At 64.9% G+C, this 16437-nt stretch carries 14 protein-coding genes; 1 reads left to right on the top strand and 13 read right to left on the bottom strand.

Annotation, left to right across the window (positions count from 1 at the left end):
* Complete coding sequence (locus DES41_RS22235; RefSeq protein ID WP_114469845.1) at window positions 1-1509, top strand: SMODS-associated NUDIX domain-containing protein; 1509 nt, start codon at window positions 1-3, stop codon at window positions 1507-1509.
* Between the two features lie 424 nt (window positions 1510-1933).
* On the opposite strand, the gene DES41_RS22230 is transcribed toward DES41_RS22235, so the two are convergent.
* The 13 genes from DES41_RS22230 to DES41_RS22170 form a co-directional block, all read right to left on the bottom strand.
* Window positions 1934-3964 carry an NACHT domain-containing protein gene (locus tag DES41_RS22230; protein ID WP_114469844.1) on the bottom strand — a complete coding sequence of 677 codons (2031 nt, stop codon included), beginning with the start codon at window positions 3962-3964 and terminating at the stop codon, window positions 1934-1936.
* Window positions 3961-4884 (bottom strand): hypothetical protein, encoded by a 924-nt coding sequence (locus tag DES41_RS22225; RefSeq protein WP_170168254.1) that lies wholly within the window; start codon window positions 4882-4884, stop codon window positions 3961-3963. Before DES41_RS22225 ends, DES41_RS22230 begins: the two co-directional genes overlap by 4 nt.
* A gap of 598 nt (window positions 4885-5482) precedes the next feature.
* Window positions 5483-6040, bottom strand: a complete 558-nt coding sequence (locus DES41_RS22220; RefSeq protein WP_114469842.1) for a carboxymuconolactone decarboxylase family protein — start codon at window positions 6038-6040, stop codon at window positions 5483-5485.
* Between the two features lie 4 nt (window positions 6041-6044).
* A complete protein-coding gene (locus tag DES41_RS22215; RefSeq protein ID WP_114469841.1) occupies window positions 6045-7019 on the bottom strand; it encodes a Bug family tripartite tricarboxylate transporter substrate binding protein in 975 nt (324 codons plus the stop codon).
* Window positions 7020-7043: 24 nt separating this feature from the next.
* Window positions 7044-8672 (bottom strand): AMP-binding protein, encoded by a 1629-nt coding sequence (locus DES41_RS22210; protein WP_114469840.1) that lies wholly within the window; start codon window positions 8670-8672, stop codon window positions 7044-7046.
* Window positions 8673-8681: 9 nt separating this feature from the next.
* Window positions 8682-9386 (bottom strand): ABC transporter ATP-binding protein, encoded by a 705-nt coding sequence (locus tag DES41_RS22205; protein ID WP_114469839.1) that lies wholly within the window; start codon window positions 9384-9386, stop codon window positions 8682-8684.
* Window positions 9379-10134: an ABC transporter ATP-binding protein gene (locus DES41_RS22200; RefSeq protein ID WP_211333047.1), complete on the bottom strand. Its 756-nt coding sequence runs from the start codon at window positions 10132-10134 to the stop codon at window positions 9379-9381. Before DES41_RS22200 ends, DES41_RS22205 begins: the two co-directional genes overlap by 8 nt.
* Before the next feature lie 8 nt (window positions 10135-10142).
* Window positions 10143-11120 (bottom strand): branched-chain amino acid ABC transporter permease, encoded by a 978-nt coding sequence (locus tag DES41_RS22195; protein WP_114469837.1) that lies wholly within the window; start codon window positions 11118-11120, stop codon window positions 10143-10145.
* 2 nt (window positions 11121-11122) lie between these two features.
* Complete coding sequence (locus tag DES41_RS22190) at window positions 11123-12007, bottom strand: branched-chain amino acid ABC transporter permease (RefSeq protein WP_114469836.1); 885 nt, start codon at window positions 12005-12007, stop codon at window positions 11123-11125.
* Window positions 12008-12013: 6 nt separating this feature from the next.
* The gene (locus DES41_RS22185) at window positions 12014-13270 is read right to left on the bottom strand and encodes an ABC transporter substrate-binding protein (RefSeq protein ID WP_114469835.1); all 1257 of its coding nucleotides are present in this window, start codon (window positions 13268-13270) and stop codon (window positions 12014-12016) included.
* A 43-nt stretch (window positions 13271-13313) separates the two neighbouring features.
* Window positions 13314-14108: an enoyl-CoA hydratase-related protein gene (locus DES41_RS22180; protein ID WP_114469834.1), complete on the bottom strand. Its 795-nt coding sequence runs from the start codon at window positions 14106-14108 to the stop codon at window positions 13314-13316.
* A 15-nt stretch (window positions 14109-14123) separates the two neighbouring features.
* Window positions 14124-15185, bottom strand: a complete 1062-nt coding sequence (locus DES41_RS22175; protein ID WP_114469833.1) for an acyl-CoA dehydrogenase family protein — start codon at window positions 15183-15185, stop codon at window positions 14124-14126.
* Window positions 15182-16387 (bottom strand): acyl-CoA dehydrogenase family protein, encoded by a 1206-nt coding sequence (locus tag DES41_RS22170; RefSeq protein ID WP_114469832.1) that lies wholly within the window; start codon window positions 16385-16387, stop codon window positions 15182-15184. Before DES41_RS22170 ends, DES41_RS22175 begins: the two co-directional genes overlap by 4 nt.
* Between the last annotated feature and the right edge of the window lie 50 nt (window positions 16388-16437).

Below are 16437 nucleotides of genomic sequence, written 5' to 3'. Positions count from 1 at the left end.
ATGTACAAGTACGGAGTTTTTCAAGGCGGTGGTGTCAAAGGCGTCGCACTCGTCGGCGCCCTGGAGGTCGCTGAAAGCCGCGGTGTTTCGTTCGAGGGCGTGGGTGGGGCATCTGCAGGCGCAATCGTTGCGGCGCTTTACGCGGCCGGCTACACCGCTGCAGAGATGCGGTCGATCCTGGAAGGGGTCCAGTTCGACTCCTTGCTCGATGGCGCAAGTTTGGTCCGCCTCGCCTTGGCAAAAAGGCTGGGCCTCTACCGGGGAAAGCTGTTCCAAGAGTGGATTCACAAGCATCTTGCCAGGAAGGGCGTTCGTTTCTTCAACGATTGCCCCAAGCAGCTTCGCATTGTTGCGACCAACCTCACCGAACGGACTCTGGTCGTTTTGGATACCGCCAGCCAACCCACCTTGGAGGTGGCTGAGGCGGTCCGGATGTCGATGAGCATTCCCTTTGTTTTTGAGCCGGTGCAACTGGGCCGAAACCTGATGGTTGACGGCGGTGTGCTGAGCAACTTTCCACTGTCTCTGTTCGATGGGAATGCAACGCTTGGCTTCAGGCTTCATTCCAGGTCCGCGTCGCTTCCGTTTGCTCCAGAGGGGTACCGCGAGTACCTGGTGGCCATCATGGGCGCCATGCTGGACGGGCGTGACAACTACGACGTCCAGACAAAGAAATTGGCAGGGTTGATCGAGATCGACCCTGGACGGTTCTCGAGCACACAGTTCAAGTTGAGCGTCAGCGAGAAAGCTGACCTTTACGAGCGCGGTGTTTCGGCGGCCAACAGGTTCTTTGTCGACCCCGTCAATATGGACCGCACACAGCAACTCACTGTGCGCGGCACCGAATCCACCATCGGCCTGAAGAATCCTGCAGAGGTTGGCGACGAGGCGGAGATCCGCTTCTCCATCTCCGCACTTGTGCGCATCGAGGTCGATGGTCATTTCCTACTGACCAAGGGCAATCGCATCGAGCAGTTCCAACCCGTTGGCGGAGTTCTAAAAACCTTCAGCACTGCGCACGGGAAGCTAGGAAACCTCGGAGTAAAAGCCGACAGCAAAATTCCGATCGATCAGGACAGTAGAGACGACCTTCGGGTTTTCGTTCCCCGGCGATCCATTGAGGCATTCATTCAGTGGTACCTAGAGGGCCGTGGCCGGGAAACCTCCCCTTGGCGAGAGTTCAACGAAGAGCTCGTTGAAACAGGAGTGTTGAGTTCCGAAAACTTTCGGGCCCCGGCTTTCGACTATGTTGGCCGCCGAGTCGAGGGAATTCGCTGGACCCAGCACTTTCAGTGCTACGAAGTGCTGATTGCCGAAGTGTTCGCCTTGGTGCCAACTCTCAGACAAATTGAGGAACTGAACGCGCTGCGCGGCCACATTGATACGCCTGGCGTCATGTGGGCAAGCCCAGCGCTGATCCGCGCCCTCGGATATGATGCTGCCAGCCAGCGACAGTTGACCAGGATCTCCGAACATTCGTCTTGGATCCTGGACGCAGGAGTCAGTTGAGGCGCCGGCGGTTCGGGGGCGCTTGCCTGGGTCTGCGTCACCCAGGTCGCACCGCAGTCCTGTTCCCTTAGGACGTGAGAGAGGCAAGTTTGACACCTCCCGCGACGCGGGCCGGAATTCGTGTTGCAGGCGGCCCGACAGCCGCCGTTCGCCATGGTCGACTCTGGCCGACTCCGGTCGTAGAACGCCTTCGGTCCCAGCCGGCCCGTTCACCTTCGGAACCGGCCTCTCATTGCGGATCACGCATAGCAGACGTAGCGCCACTCTTCGCACTTGGGAGCCGCTTGCCGGATGACTATTGGATTCGTTGACAGGGTCCAAGAATCAGGGCTGTGCTGGCCCTGAGGGAACACCCAAAACCACCCGTAGCTTTGGCCAGCGCGCCGGCACTTGCGCTCCAGCAAGTACGGCAACTCCACACTGGCTAGCGTTGAGTGGCGTTTGGCGCGTCGGGTCTAGATTCGATTGCTTCCAACTGAAAGTTTGGACGATCTTGCACAACCGTTAGGTGCACCCGACCGTTCTCAACCGACGCATTGGCGGACAGCGCCGCATCCTTGTCAAGCAATGCTGCCAGCGTCCTCATCGCCTCGTGTTTGGATTTCTCCAGCCAGCTGACCAAACGCTCCCCAAGTACGCCCCGCCTTAAAGCACTAAGAGAGCCGACAACATTCACGAGCAACCTGCTCTTCGCTTCCGTTGCCGCTGAATTCCGCTGCTCGTCTTCGAACCGGAACTTGCGAACGAGCGCTACGCGAGTCGTGACTGTTCTTGAGCGTTGGGAGAGCAGCAACGGCCTCAGGGCTGATGAGAGAAATGCCTTCACTTCCTTCAGAGCTAGCTCGGAAGCGTCGTCTGAGCAAAACAATTCCTGAGAAAAGGCATCGGCAATCGCGTCGAATCGATGTCTCTTGGTGAAGGTTTCGTTGTGGAGCACCATCAAAATCAGTGGGGTAGCGTCGTGGGCGATGCCGCAAGAGTAGGACCAGACGTCACGCCAGCGCTCATGTTTCATAAGTCCACGCAGCGTTTTTGCCGAGTCGTCGGTGTCGAACACCACGAATCTCGCAGTGAGATAGTCTGCAATGGTCCGGTGCGCAAAGCTCCATCGGTCTTCGCTGCCTACCTGGGTCACCAATCCAGTGTGCCGCTGCAAAGCCAAAAGCAAGTTCCTGTCGGCACCCAACGGACGGTTCCAGGAGCAGAAGTCCTCCAATGTGAAGAGATCGCCTTGCTTACCGTGGAGAAAAAAAGCCGTTCGACTTAATGCAGCGACCTTCATCTTGGGTGATGCCCAACTTTGTGAATCCCTTACGACCCCTCGCGTTGAATCCCAGCGATCTGTCACCGCGTCAAGGCAGCTCTCCAGCAATACTGCCTTGCTCGCAGGGAGAGTGGCGCTCCTGCGATATGCACTGACTGCGATTGAAAGAAGAAGTGGGTTAGAACACAGCTCCCGAATCTTTGGACTGTGCTCGAACGATGCGATAAACTGTCTCCACGGCACAGGAGGCTCGGCAGTAAGGCGGTAGTAGACCCACTCTCGAACTTTGCTGTCTGGCAAAGGCAGAAGCTTGAAGTACTTGAATCCAGGAATGCGCCATTCGTAGCCGCGCTCCCGAGTCGATATGAAAATGGCAGCTGCGGTGCCGCTGGCGGCAAGACCCTGCATGCTGGCAAGCACCTCGTCCTGAAGATGAGTGGGAACTTCATCCAACCCATCCAAAAGCAGCAGTGCATTCGCTAGGTAGTCGGCGCCCTCGCCGATGCTTTGGCTGGTATCCGTTTCGAGCAGGAGAGGCGGCCCTGCAAACAAAGACCGAGCTGCCTCTTCAAGCGAGTTGCTCGACTGAATATGTCGAAGCTGCATGTAGACCGGGAGGCGTGCTGGGTCATCTTCTTCGCCCCGCTCACATTCCAGCGCCATTCTCCGCAGGCAGGTGGACTTGCCCGATCCAGGTGCGCCGAAGATGATTGCTCTGGTTTCTGACAGCACAGACCACCAACTTCGGCGGGAGATGACCGTGCCATCGGGAGCGAACTCAGCAAACTCTGGTTCGATGAACGCGTTGCGGAGGTCGACTGATTCGAAGGGCGTGAGGGCTTCGCTGCGCGAAACCAGCGGCATCGCACGTTTGGCAATTGACTGCACGTGTTCAGGTACGATCCCGCTTTCGTGTGCGGCGCCAACTGGTTTACCACCGCTATCCACTAACGCGTAGCTGTGGCCTTTGCCGTCGCGATGCACAAGTACCGGCCCTGCGTAGAGCCTCTCGCCGATTACTAGGCGACCGCTTTCCTTGACATACCTGGCTGAGAGAATTGATGACAGGTCCCGAACCGTCGGCAAGTCGCTACCACCAAGCGCGGAATCCTTCTTCTGCCTGAAAACCCCGTCAATCAACTCGACTGGGAGACAGTAGAAGCTTGGATCCAGTCCGTTGATTGAGCTCATGTGCACATTTCGCCGCAGATGGGCTCAAAGCACTCATTCCAGAGTCCTGTAACCGTGCAAGACTTGACCGCTGCTTCGAGCCGGGCCTTCGCGTCAGCGTGCTCCGATGCCGCAAGCTTTCCAAATATTTGGCGCTTGATGTATCCGAGGCGGTCGGCATCGGTGAGGGCGCTCAAGCAAGGAATGAACCTCTCTTCGATGGCCTTTCGAGTCGCCGCGGTCGGCTGAAATCCTCTTAGAAGAAATTTGAAGTAGCGCAGGCTCACTTGTCCGACGGACGCCGGGCGTCGCAGCTGAGGGTCGCAAACTACATGCAGCAGCATTTTCTCCGCATCGGATATGCCCCGCCCTGTGGGGTCGATCAGCACCTCGTTGATGGGATCGTAATAGACGGAATTACACGCAAAATCACGGTGCGAAACGTCTAACGAAAAGTCGGCGCCAAAGAGGGCATCGGGCGTCCCTGAATCGCCGTGGCAAAACAGCTTGAGGTCGATGAAAGGGTCGCCATGGACGCCCTTCCCGCCGAGACGGGCGTAGCCGTTCTCATCGCTTCCGCCGATCTCATCCCTGAACATGGTCTTTAGAAGTGGACGGAGCCTCGCGATTGGCATCGTGGTTACCAGGTCCACGTCATGTGCTTGCTGGCCGGCGAGCACGTCTCGTACAGTTCCCCCGACGACGTAGACCTCATAGCCGCGGCCCCAGATCTCCTCGACCAGTTCTATGTAGGTAGGCCCTGGCGGAATCCTTCGTGAAAGGAGGCGGCGCAGCGCTTCCTTTTCACTAGGCTTCGGTTGCTGAATCAGGGCGCGTTTTGGCAGGTATTCCCAGTTCGGCCCACGACGAACATCTGGCTTTGCAAGTCTCATGCAATCGAAAGCCATGAGCCGAGTCTGATTTCCCAGGTTGTTTTCCACGACGGGCCGCCCACGTACGCCATGTCCAACGTATTTGCCTGTTGCCCTTCGAGTGTCAACGTACCAGACCACCCTGTCTCCCGGACGAGGTGTCGGCGAATGAGGCATCCGCAAGTCTGTAGCGGGCACATTGCCCCGGACCAAAGCAACCATGTCTCTCCCTGTGGCGCGACTTTGTCTGCTCAATCTAGTCTGCGCCTTTGCTGTGACAAACGCAGCCGAGGGTAGCAGCAAACCGCTTTCGCGTTCAATCCGCCGGTCAGGGCACGCGGATGCACGCCCATTACGGTTGAGTATGCCTACGCATGCAGCTCACGGTCCAAGTTGTGGGGGATCTTTTCCACGAACTTGACCGCAACAGAGCATTGGTCGGGTGGACGAATCAGTGACAGCTTTGTTCTAGGCACCGGAAACCTACCGCCTGGCCGTCAGTGACGGCTACCGCTGCACCGCCGCCATTCAACTTCGCCACGCGACCGACAGCAAAGGCGCAGACCAGACATTGGCGCTGCAACTTCGCCTTGCTACCTATGCCCGCGATACATGGCGAAAGCAACTGAACCGCCGTCTCTGACAGGATATCTGCAGAGCGTCTTCGTCAGCCTAATGAAGTCGGGGCCTGGTAGTGGCCAGCAATCTCAACGTCATCGCGTTCAACCTCGACCTCCAGATTCTCCAACACACGCGAAACCATCATGTACGTCCCGATGGTCAACAGCAGCTCAACCAGCGCGCGCGGTGATAGCTCGGACTGCAGGGCCACAAACAGGGCGGCATCGGCCTTGACCTGCAGAACCACTTGGTCAGTGAAAGCCAGCAGGCGGTCCTCCAGCGTATCTGTGGCAGCTTGTCCGTCCAGCCGTAACGCCTTGTCGATGCGCGCATTGCTCGTGCCGACGTGGCGCGCAAGTCGTAGATGCTGGTGGATCTCATAAGCCGATCGGCAATGCGCGCCGACGCGCAGGATCACCATCTCGCGCAGTTGGGCGTCGAGCTCGCCCCGAGTCAGCAAAGCGCTGGCCAGCTGCATGAAACCAGGCAATGCAGTGGGAGCATGCGCCAACACCCGGTAGACGTTGTAGGGCGGCCGATTCGCCAGCAACGCCTGGAGTGCGGGCGGCAGCGTGTCGACTTGGAGGGCAGGAATGCGAGGCATGGGCTCAGTCCAACTTCAGGCCGATGCGAGCGATCAGCTTGCCCCAAAACTCAGTCTGCTCGCGCATGAAGGCGCCGAACTCGTCGCGCGAGCTCGGCCGCGCGCGCAGATTCAGCTGCACGAAGCGCGCCTGCACTTCAGGCTGCGCCAGCACCGCGCGCACCTCGACGTTGAGCCGGTCCAGCACTGCAGCCGGCGTGCCCGTTGGGGCCACGATGCCGCTCCAGCCCTCGACGGCGAAGCCGGGGTAGCCTGACTCGGCCACCGTGGGCACGGACTCCAGGCCTGGCAGTCGCGAGGGCGAGGTCACGGCGATAGGGCGGAGCTTGCCGCTCTGGATGAAGGCCATGGTCGGCGCCACGTTCTCGAACACGATGGGCACATGGCCTGCGATCACGTCGGTGATGGCCGGGCTCGCGCCCTTGTACGGCACCAGCTGCAACTGGATGCCGGCGGTGTCCTTGAAGACCTCCGCCGTCAGGTGCGGCGAGCCGCCAGGCACCGCAGCAAACTGGTACTTGGCGGGCTCCTGCTTCGCAAGCGCCACGAGTTCCTGCAGGTTGCGGGCAGGCAGCTGCGGATGGACGGCCACGATGTTGGGCAGCATCGCCACCAGCGAGATCGGCGCGAAGTCCCTGAGGTGGTCGTAGGGCAGGTTCTTGTACAGGTGCGGGTTGATCGCGTGGGTGGGGATCGTGCACAGCATCAGTGTGTAGCCGTCGGGCGCCGACTTGGCCACGAACTCGGTTGCAATGTTGCCGCTGGCGCCGGGCTTGTTCTCCACCACCACCGGCTTGCCCAACCGTTCGCCAAGTGCCTGGGCCACGATGCGGGCCGCCAGGTCGGTCGAGCCGCCGGGCGTGAAGCCAACGAGCAGACGGACGGGGCGCTGGGGCCAGGCCTCCTGGGCCGGCACAGGGCCGGCAGTGAACGCGGCCAACATGGCGGCGGCACCCGCGGCAAAGGTTCTGCGGTGCATCGTGTCTCCTGGTGGTGGGCAAAATCAGCGCTTGCAGCGCTCCAGCGCGTCCTGGCGCAGCAGGTCCTTCTTGACCTTTCCAGAGGCCGTGCTCGGGAAGGCATCGACGAAGAAGTAGCGCTCGGGGTATTTCTGGCGCGCGACGCCGGCCGCGTCCAGCAAAGCGTTGATGCCGGCGGCGTCCACCGTGGCGCCAGGGCGGGCGATGACGTAGGCGCAGACGGTCTCGCCCAGGCGTGCATGTGGCATCGCGACCACGGCCGCCGCCTGGATGGCGGGGTGCTGGTGCAGCAGGTCCTCGACCTCCTTGGCGCTGATCTTCTCGCCACCGCGGTTGATCAGGTCCTTGATGCGGCCCGTGAAGACCACGGTGTTGCCGTCCAGCGTGCCGATGTCGCCCGTGTGGAAGAAGCCGTCCGCGTCGAAAGCTTCGGACGTGTGGCCGGCATCGGCGTAGCCCAGGAACAGCGCCGGGCCGCGCGCGCAGATCTCCCCCTCCTGACCGGGCGCCACGGGCCTGCCCTCGGCATCCACCACGCGCACTTCGTAGTCGATCACCTCACCGTCGGTCTCGGCCGCCAGCCGTTCCTGGCCCGGCGCGCAGAAGCCCATGGTGATCATCGGCGCCTCGCTGGAACCGTAGACCCGGAACGAACGGCAGTTGGGCAGCACGCGCGGCACGCGGTAGATGGTCTCGGGCGCCACCGCCGCGCCGCCGCATGGGAACAAGCGCAGCGAAGGCAGCTCGCGCTGCTGCGCTTGCGCCACGTCCATGAGTTCCTGCAGGAACGGGGTGGCGCCAATGGTGAAGCTCACCTGCTCGCGGTCGATGGTGTCGGCCGCCTGGGCCGCGTCCCATTTCTCCATGAGCACGCAGCGCGTGCCGCTGTAGAACGGCATCTCCAGTCCATGGCTGAAGCCCGTGACATGCGTGACCGGCGAGGGCATGAGCGTGGTGTCGCCGGGCCGGATGCCCCAATGTCGCGCGCACATCAGCGTGGCACGCATCAGCGAGTTGTGCGAGTGCAGGACCGCCTTGGGCCGGCCGGTGGTGCCCGAGGTGTAGAGCACGAGCTTGACCGCGTCGGGCGACACGGCGGGCGGCGTCGCCAGCGGGCCAGCGCCATCGATGAGGTCGCGCAGGTCGCGCCCGGTGCTTGCCGCGCCACGGACGGTCCAGACATGCCGCAGAGTAGGCACGTTCGGCGCGATGCGCGCCAGCATGGTCGCGAAGTCGTGACCGCGAAATTCCTTGGCAATGAAGATGGCCTTGGCCCCGCTGTCCGAGAGGATCAGCTCGACCTCGCGGTCGCGGTAGATCGTCACGATGGGACAAACCACCAGGCCCAGCAGGCAGCAGGCCACGTCGATGAAGGCGGCCTCGTGCCAATTCGGCGTCTGGAAGGCGACAACGTCGCCCGCTTGCAGGCCATGGGTTTGCAGCGCACTCGCCAGCCGCCTCGCGCTCTCCCAAACCTCCGCAGCCGTCACGCCGCGCCCTCCGCAGACCTGGGTCACGCGGTCAGGTTCGTCGCGTGCACCCTCGCGGACGGCATCGGCGAGCGTGCGGTCGAGCCACTTGCCCTCGGCCACCCAGCGCCGGGCGCGCTCCGCGTCCCAACGCACGTTCCAGCCGCTGATGTCTCGTCGCATGGTCTTCTCCTACACCGCCAGGTAGCGGGTCTTCAGTTCGGGATTGGCATCGAAAGCCGCCCAGTCGCCCGAGAAGACCAGTGCGCCGCTGTCCAGCAGGTAGACGTACTCCGTGCACTGGCGGGCGTAGGCGATGCTCTGTTCGGCGACCAGCACGGTCAGGCCCAGCTTGTCGCGTGCGGCGTGCACCTCGCGCGCCAGGTCGTGCGCGACCTTGGGCGCCAGGCCCTCGGCCGGTTCGTCCAGCATGAGCAGGCGGGGCGAGGCCATGAGCCCGCGGGCCACCGCCACCAGTTGCTGCTGGCCGCCCGAGAGCTGGTAACCCAGCCGGTCCAGCAGCGTCGCCAGCATCGGAAACAGCGCCACGGCCTCGGCCACCTGCATGCGGGGGCGGTCCTTGCCGGCCGCATGCCAAGCCAGCTCCAGGTTCTGGCGCACTGTCAGCGTGGTGAAGATCCGCCGGTCCTCCGGCACCAGGGCCAGGCCCATGCGCGCCCGCGCCTCGGTCGGCAGGCCGGCCAGCGGCTGACCGTTCAGCATCACCTCGCCGCGCGACTGCGGGCCGGCGTCCAGCAGTGATTTCATCAGCGTGGACTTGCCGGCGCCGTTGCGGCCCAACAGCGCCACGCCGCCGCGCGTGGGCACCGACAGGTCGATGCCGAACAGCACGCGGCTGTCGCCGTATTGCGCATGCAGGTCGCGCACCTCAAGCATGGAAGGCCCCTTCGTCGCCCAGATAGACCTCCTGAACGCGCGCATCGGCGCGGATCGCTGCGGGGCTGCCAGAGGCGATGAGTTCGCCGTGGTGCAGCACCGAGATGCGGTCGGCCAGGCCGAACACGACCTCCATGTCGTGCTCGGTCATCAGCATGGCCAGCCCGCGCCGGCGCTTGACCTCCTGCAGCAAGCGCACGGAGGCCTGGCGCTCGGCCGCCGACATGCCGGCCGTGGGTTCGTCCAGGAACAGCACCGCGGGCTTCAGCGCCAGCACCATCGCCAGTTCCAGCCGCTTGCGGTCGCCATAGGCCAGCGTGCCGGCCAAAGCCCCGCGCTGGGCGGCGAAGCCGGTGTCGTCCAGCAGCGTGGCGATGTCCTCGTCAAAGGCCGCGGCGCGCACGGCCGCCACCCGGCCGAAGGGATTGCCGCGGCGTGCGCCGGCCTCCAGCGCCACGCGCAGGTTGTCTTGCACGCTGAGTTTGGTGAACACCTTGGCGACCTGGAAGGTGCGGCCGAAGCCGCGGTGCACGCGCCGGTGCGCGGGCATCCGCGTGACGTCGGCGCCCTGGAACAGGACCTGGCCGCGGTCCGGGTAGAGCTCGCCCGTCAGTACCTTGAACAAGGTGGTCTTGCCGGCGCCGTTGGGGCCGATGACCACGTGGGACTCTCCCGGTGCAATGGCCAGGCTCACTGCGCGCAGCACATGGATCGGCCCGTAGGACTTGTCGAGGGTCGTGGCTTGCAAGAGCGCGCTCATCTCCTGTCTCCCCGCTGCGTGAGCCGCGACAGCAGGCCCAGGATGCCACCAGGCAACCCCACCACGACGACCAGCAGCAGCAACCCGGTCACCATGTCCGACAGGCCCACCAACGTGCGCGTCACATAGAACACGCAGGACAGCACGAACGCACCCAACACCGGCCCCCAGAAGTAGGCGCTGCCCCCCAGCAACGTGTAGAGGATGGGGTTGGTGGAGTTGGACCAGTGCGCCAGCTCCGGCGTGACGATCTGCGCCCAGGGCGCGACCAGCGCGCCGGCCGTGGCCGTGACGGCGCCAGCGAGCACGAAAACAGCCAGGCGATGCCGCCGCACCGGGATGCCCAGGAACTCGGCGCGCTCGGGGTCTTGCTTGACGGCCTGCAGCGCCCGGCCGAAGGAAGTGCCGATGATCCAGCGCACGCAGGCGATCAGCCCACCGCACACCAGCACGATGCAGTAGTAGAAGCTGTCACCCGCGGCCAGGTCGATGTGCCAGCCGCCCACCGCCAGGACCGGCCGCGCCAGCCCGGCCAGGCCGTCGTTGCGCCCCAGCACTCCGGTGTTGGCGATCAGCAAATGCAGCAGTTCGGCGAAGGCCAGCGTCAGGATGGCGAAGTACACGCCCTCGCTGCGTCGCAGCGCCACCACACCCACGGCCGCCGCCAATGCCGCGCCGACCAGCGCCGACAGTGGCAGCACGATGAGGAACGGCAGGCCGCTGCCCTGCGTCAGCAGCGCGGCGGCATAGGCCCCGGCCGCGAAGAACATGGCCTGCCCGAAGCTCAGCACGCCCGACAGGCCGAACAGCAGGTTGAAGGCCAGGCCGAACACGGCGTTGATCCAGATCATGCCGGCGATGAACACCAGGCCGCGGTTCAGGAAGGCGGGCACCAGCAGTGCCGCCCCCATGACCAGCAGCAGCACGATGGCGTCGCGCCGGGCGTTGGCGCCCACGAAGGTAGAGGCTTGCATGTTCAGTGCCTCTTGCCCATGAGACCCTGCGGCCGGACCAGGAGGATCAGCGTCATGGCCACGAAGAATGGCAGCCCCGGCAGCCCCGGCAGCAGCCACTGCCCCACCGCGTCGATCAGGCCCAGCAGGATGGAGCCGAAGAAGGCGCCGCTGATGCTGCCCATGCCGCCGATGATGATGACGCCGAAGGCCTGGATCACGAAGGCGCTGGCCAGCGTGGGGGACAGCGTCTGGTTGGCCAGCAGCAGGCCACCGGCCAGGCCCGCCAGCGCGAAGCCGATGGCCACCGTGGCGGTGTAGACCCAGCGCACGTTGACGCCCAGCAGCCGAGCCATCCAGGGGTCGACAGCGATGGCCTTGACCAGGCGGCCCGGGCCGGTGCGGTTCAGGAAAACCTCTAGCACCACAAAGACGACGATGCCCGCGCCGATGATGAACAGCGAGAATCGCGGCACCACGGCGTCGCCGAGCAGCCAGGCACCGTCGAGCGCGGCCGGCGGCATCACGCTGTGGTAGTTCAGGCCCCAGACCAGCTTGGTCGCGCCCTCGCAGACCAGCAGCAGTGCGTAGGTGGCGATCAGCACGTAGGCGTCTTCAACGCCCGCCAGGCGCCTGAGCACCAGCCGATCGACCACCAGCCCCAGCAGGGCCACGAACACGCCGGCCACGAGCGAGCCGAACAGGTAGAAGGCGACCGAGCTGCCGCCGCCCAGGGCCTGGGCCAGCGAGTACGCGCCGTACGCCCCGATCATGAAGAAGCCGCCGTGCGAGAAGTTCAGGATGTGCAGCGTGCCGAACACCAGCGTCAACCCGGCAGCGACCAGGAAGGTCGCCATCGCCCAGGTGAGGCTGTTGACCAGCAGCGTGGCGATGTCGGCCAGCAGCATGCGCGCTCAGGCGGTGCGCAGCGTGAGCTTCCTGCCCGGCGTGGGCGGGAAGATGACGGTCTTGCCATCGACCTTCACGTACTGCGATACCTTGTAGCCCTTGTCGGTGGCGGCCGGCTCCAGGTAGACGAGCTCCACGTCTTTGATGGCCTGGTTGTCCTCCGCGCGCATGGTGCGCGGGCCGGTCACGGTGTCCCACGTCAACCCCTTCAGCGCGGCGATCACGGCCTCGGTCTCGGCGGACTTGGCCTTCTCGATCGCCTGCTTGTAGGCGTACAGGCTGGCATGCGCCTCGGCAGCCCAGCCCAGCGGCTCGCTGTCGCGCGTCCTGGCCGCGTAGTCGGCGACGAAGCGGTCGCTCATGGCATTGCCCTTGTTGGCCTCGGCGTAGTAGTGCATGCCTGTCCACTGCGCCGGCAGTTGCTGCTTGAGGCCACGTGCCACCAGGAACTCATTGGCCGCGTCGCAAACCACCTTGTAGCGGCCCATGAGGCCGAAGCCGCGCGCCTGCTGGAACATGGTGATGGCGTCGCCGCCGTAGGTGCAGTTGAAGACACCGTCGGCCTGCTGGCGCAGCGCCTGGGTGATCGAGTTGCGGTAGTCGGAGACGCCGTAGGGCATCAGAATGGGCTCCAGCACCGTGGGCTTCTTGCCCGCGATGGCCGGATAGAACTCCAGCAACGCGTCGACGAAGATGCTCCAGGTGGTGCGGCCGTACTCGTGGTCGGGCACCAGGCCGGTCCAGCGCGTGATGTCGGGGTACTTCTGCGCCATCAGCTTGGCCTGGGCGCGCGTGCGCGCGTCGGGCGCATCGCCAGGGCGGAACAGGTTCGGCGAGTAGTTCTCGTGGTTCATCTTCTCGGTGCCGGCACCGCAGGTCATGAACACGCCCTTCTCCTGCTGCATGACCGGGCCCAGTGCCAGCACCACGGCGCTGGAGATGCCGCCGGTGTGCAGGTTCACGCCTGCGCCCAGCAGCTCGCGCGCGGCCGCCAGAGCGGCTGCCGGGTTGGCCTTGTCGTCCCGGATCTCCAGCTGCACCTGGCGCCCCAGGATGCCGCCGCCTTTGTTGATCTGCTCGATCGCCACGTCGGCGCCGTTCTTGACATAGGAGCCGATGAACTCCTGCGGGCCGCTGAGCGGCGTGATCAGGCCGATCTTCAGTGGGGCCGACTGCGCACGCACCAGGCCGGGCAGGCCTGTGGCGGCAGCCGCGGCGAGCGCCGAGGCCTTGAGAACGCTTCTGCGTTGAATGGCGGGCATGGGTGTCTCCTGGATGTTGTGGGACGAAGCAGCGGGCAGAATTTCAGCGGCCAGTGAACACGGGCGGGCGGCGTTCGCGGAAGGCGCGCACGGCTTCTGCGTGGTCGGCCGTCAGGTTCGAGAGGCACTCGTAGGCCACGCCAGCGTCGAAGTAGCTGTGGAACAGCTGGCGCAGTGGCAGGTTGGTGGTGACCTTGCTCCAGCGGATGGCCTTGGTTGCGCCTGCCGCCAGGCGCCGGGCTAGCGTGGCCACATGGGCATCGAGTTCGGCGCGTGGCACCACGTCGGTCACGAGGCCGATGCGCTCGGCCTCGACCGCCGCCATGAGCTCTCCGGTCAGCAGGTACTTCTTGGCCTTGGCATAGCCCACCAGCTGCGGCCAGATCAGCGCACCGCCGTCGCCAGCCACCAGGCCCACGCTGACATGCGGGTCGCCGATGCGGGCCTCGGCCGCCATGACGACGATGTCGCTGAGGAGCGCCAGGCTCGCGCCCAGGCCGGTGGCGTGGCCGTTGAGCCTGCAGATCAGCGGCTTCTCCAGGTCGAGCTGGCTGTAGACGATGTCCTTGGCTTCGCGCGCGGTGCGCTCGAATTCGCTGGGCTCGTCGACAGAAAGCTGCATCCAGTCGATGTCGCCGCCGGCACAAAAGGCGCTGCCGTTGCCAGTCAGTACCACGATGTCGGAGCCCTCGTCGCGCTGCGCGTCGGTGAACACGCGCGAGAGTTCATGGTGCAGACGCGCGTTGACGGCGTTGCGCTGCGCTGGGCGGTTCAGCGCGATGGTGAGGATGCGGCCCTCGCGCTGGAACTCGATGCACTCGTAGCTGGAAAAGTCCATGGGTCTTGTCTCCGTTCAGACGGTGGCCGAAGTGGCCGCAAAAGCCAGGAAGTGCTGCTCGCCAGCGCCGTAGAGCTGCTCGTCCACGCGCACACGGCGCAGGTAATGGCTGGCGGCGTATTCCTCGGTGATGCCGATGCCGCCGTGCAGCTGGACGGCTTCCTGGGCACCGAGCCGCGCGTTCTCGCAGACCAGCGCCTTGGCGGCGTGCACATCGCGCGTGGCCGACGCATCGCCGGCAGCCAGCGCGGCGATGGCTTGGTCCAGCACGGCGCGGCTTTCCTCGACGCCGATGTAGAAGTCCACCATGCGGTGCTGCAGCGCCTGGTAGGAGCCCAGCGGCACGCCGAACTGGCGGCGCGTCTTGAGGTAGTCGAGCGTGAGCTCGAAGGTTGCGCGCAGCGCGCCCCAGGCATCGCAGGCCGTGGCGAGCGAGGCCATCTGGAGCACCGGGCCGGTTGCGAAGGGCTGGGCGCCGTCCAGCCGCGTGGCCTGCGCTTCCACGAGGAAAACGCTGGCTGCGCCGCGGCCGTCCAGCAACGGCAACGGGCGGCGGCGCACACCATCCTGTGCGGTCTCGACCTGCCAGAGCCCGCCCTCCGCTACAACGAACAGCTGGTCTGCCAGGTCGGCATCGGGCACCAAGTCCTGGCGGCCCGTCAGCCGGCCGCCCTGCACCGCCATGGTCTGCGGCTCCAGCACGCAGGCCGCGCGGCGCTGGCCGTTCAGCAGACCAGGCAGCCACGTGTGCTGCTGCGCGGTGCCGCCGTGTTGCCCGACCAACCAGGGTGCCAGGACGCCGCTGGACAGCCAGGGCTCGTTGAGCAGAGCCCGGCCGGCGCGCTCCGCCAGCAGGCAGATGGAGCCGACGCGCACCCCAAGGCCGCCCTGCTCGGCCTCGTTGGCAACGCTGCACCAGCCCATCTGCGCCAAACCAGCCCAGACGCCGGCATCGAAGCGGCGGGCGGCCGGTGCCAGGCGCTGGCGCTCTGCGAAGGCGTAGCGATCGTCAAGGTAACGCTGGGCGGCCTCGTCCAGGGCCGCATCGGTGTCGTCGAACCAGATCTTGTGCGTCACAGGCCGAGCTCCGCCTTGCTGATGATGTTGCGCTGGATCTCGTTGGATCCGCCGTAGATGGTCGAGGCGCGGCCGTGCAGGTACTCGCGCACGGCTCCGCTGGCGTCCTGCGGACCCAGCGGCGAGCGCGCCGCATCGGCATGCACGTCGGCCGGGTCGTAGACGATGGCGGCCTGGCCCAGCCAGTCCAGCGTGGCCTCGGAGATCTGCTGCTGCAACTCGGATCCGCGCAGCTTCATGATGGAGGCCTCCACACCGGGCGGGCCGGAGGCGTCCATGCGGCGCGCATAGGCGAGGCAGTAGGCGCGCAGCGCATGCAGCGCCAGTTCGATGCGCGCGACGCGGCGCTCGAAGGCCGGCCGGTCGGCGACGCCGCTGCTGGGCACCTCGCGCACCAGGCGCTTCAAGTGCTCGAGTTGGCGCATGGAGCGGCCGGTCTCGGCCGCCAGGATGCGTTCGTTGCTGAGCAGGAACTTGGCATAGGTCCAGCCGCGTCCTTCCTCGCCGACCAGGTTCTCGGCCGGCACGCGCACGTCGTCCAAGAACACCTCATTGACATGGTGGCAGCCGTCCATGGTGCGGATGGGCTGCACGCGCACGCCGGAGCTGCGCATGTCGATCAGCAGGAAGGAGATGCCCTGCTGCGGCCGCGCCTCCTCGCTGGTGCGCACAAGACAGAACATCCAGTCGGCCCATTGCACGTAGCTGGTCCAGATCTTCTGGCCGCTCACGCGGTAGTGGTCGCCATGGCGGACGGCGCGGGTTTTGAGCCCGGCGAGGTCCGAGCCCGCGCCGGGTTCAGAGTAGCCCTGGGCCCACCACTCCTCGGACGCCAGGATGGGCGGCAAGAATCTGTCCTTCTGCGCCTTCGACCCGAAAGTGTAGATCACTGGACCGACGTAGTTCACACCAAACGGAATGAGCCATGGCGCGCCATGCCGCGTGCTTTCCTCCTCAAAGACGAAGCGCTGAAGCGGCGTCCACTCGGCACCGCCAAAGGCGCGCGGCCAATGGCCCGCAACCCAGCCGCGCGTCGCCAGCGAGCGCAGGAAGTCCAGGTTGTCCTCTTTCGTGAGAAACAGGTTGCCCTGCACCTTGGCGCGCACATGCGACGGCAGGTCGTGCTCGCAATACGCGCGGACCTCGGCGCGGAAGGCGTTCTCGGCTTGGCGCGCTTGCTCGGGGGTGGTGGTTTGCGGCATAAAATGAATCATGATTCATTAATCAGTTTCAGCCATTTGTGACCTGCCGG

The organism is Pseudorhodoferax soli (genome assembly GCF_003337555.1).
In the GTDB taxonomy this organism is placed as follows: domain Bacteria; phylum Pseudomonadota; class Gammaproteobacteria; order Burkholderiales; family Burkholderiaceae_C; genus Pseudorhodoferax; species Pseudorhodoferax soli.
The sequence above is the reverse complement of the archived record's forward strand: the minus strand, read 5'-3'. Positions and strand labels throughout refer to the sequence as shown.

What these genes read in the sequence shown, in the direction of transcription:
- DES41_RS22235 (WP_114469845.1), top strand. Translation starts at nt 1, where the DNA reads ATGTACAAGTACGGAGTTTTTCAAGGCGGTGGTGTCAAAGGCGTCGCA.
- DES41_RS22230 (WP_114469844.1), bottom strand. Translation starts at nt 3,964, where the DNA reads ATGAGCTCAATCAACGGACTGGATCCAAGCTTCTACTGTCTCCCAGTC.
- DES41_RS22220 (WP_114469842.1), bottom strand. Translation starts at nt 6,040, where the DNA reads ATGCCTCGCATTCCTGCCCTCCAAGTCGACACGCTGCCGCCCGCACTC.
- DES41_RS22215 (WP_114469841.1), bottom strand. Translation starts at nt 7,019, where the DNA reads ATGCACCGCAGAACCTTTGCCGCGGGTGCCGCCGCCATGTTGGCCGCG.
- DES41_RS22210 (WP_114469840.1), bottom strand. Translation starts at nt 8,672, where the DNA reads ATGCGACGAGACATCAGCGGCTGGAACGTGCGTTGGGACGCGGAGCGC.
- DES41_RS22205 (WP_114469839.1), bottom strand. Translation starts at nt 9,386, where the DNA reads ATGCTTGAGGTGCGCGACCTGCATGCGCAATACGGCGACAGCCGCGTG.
- DES41_RS22195 (WP_114469837.1), bottom strand. Translation starts at nt 11,120, where the DNA reads ATGCAAGCCTCTACCTTCGTGGGCGCCAACGCCCGGCGCGACGCCATC.
- DES41_RS22190 (WP_114469836.1), bottom strand. Translation starts at nt 12,007, where the DNA reads ATGCTGCTGGCCGACATCGCCACGCTGCTGGTCAACAGCCTCACCTGG.
- DES41_RS22185 (WP_114469835.1), bottom strand. Translation starts at nt 13,270, where the DNA reads ATGCCCGCCATTCAACGCAGAAGCGTTCTCAAGGCCTCGGCGCTCGCC.
- DES41_RS22180 (WP_114469834.1), bottom strand. Translation starts at nt 14,108, where the DNA reads ATGGACTTTTCCAGCTACGAGTGCATCGAGTTCCAGCGCGAGGGCCGC.
- DES41_RS22170 (WP_114469832.1), bottom strand. Translation starts at nt 16,387, where the DNA reads ATGCCGCAAACCACCACCCCCGAGCAAGCGCGCCAAGCCGAGAACGCC.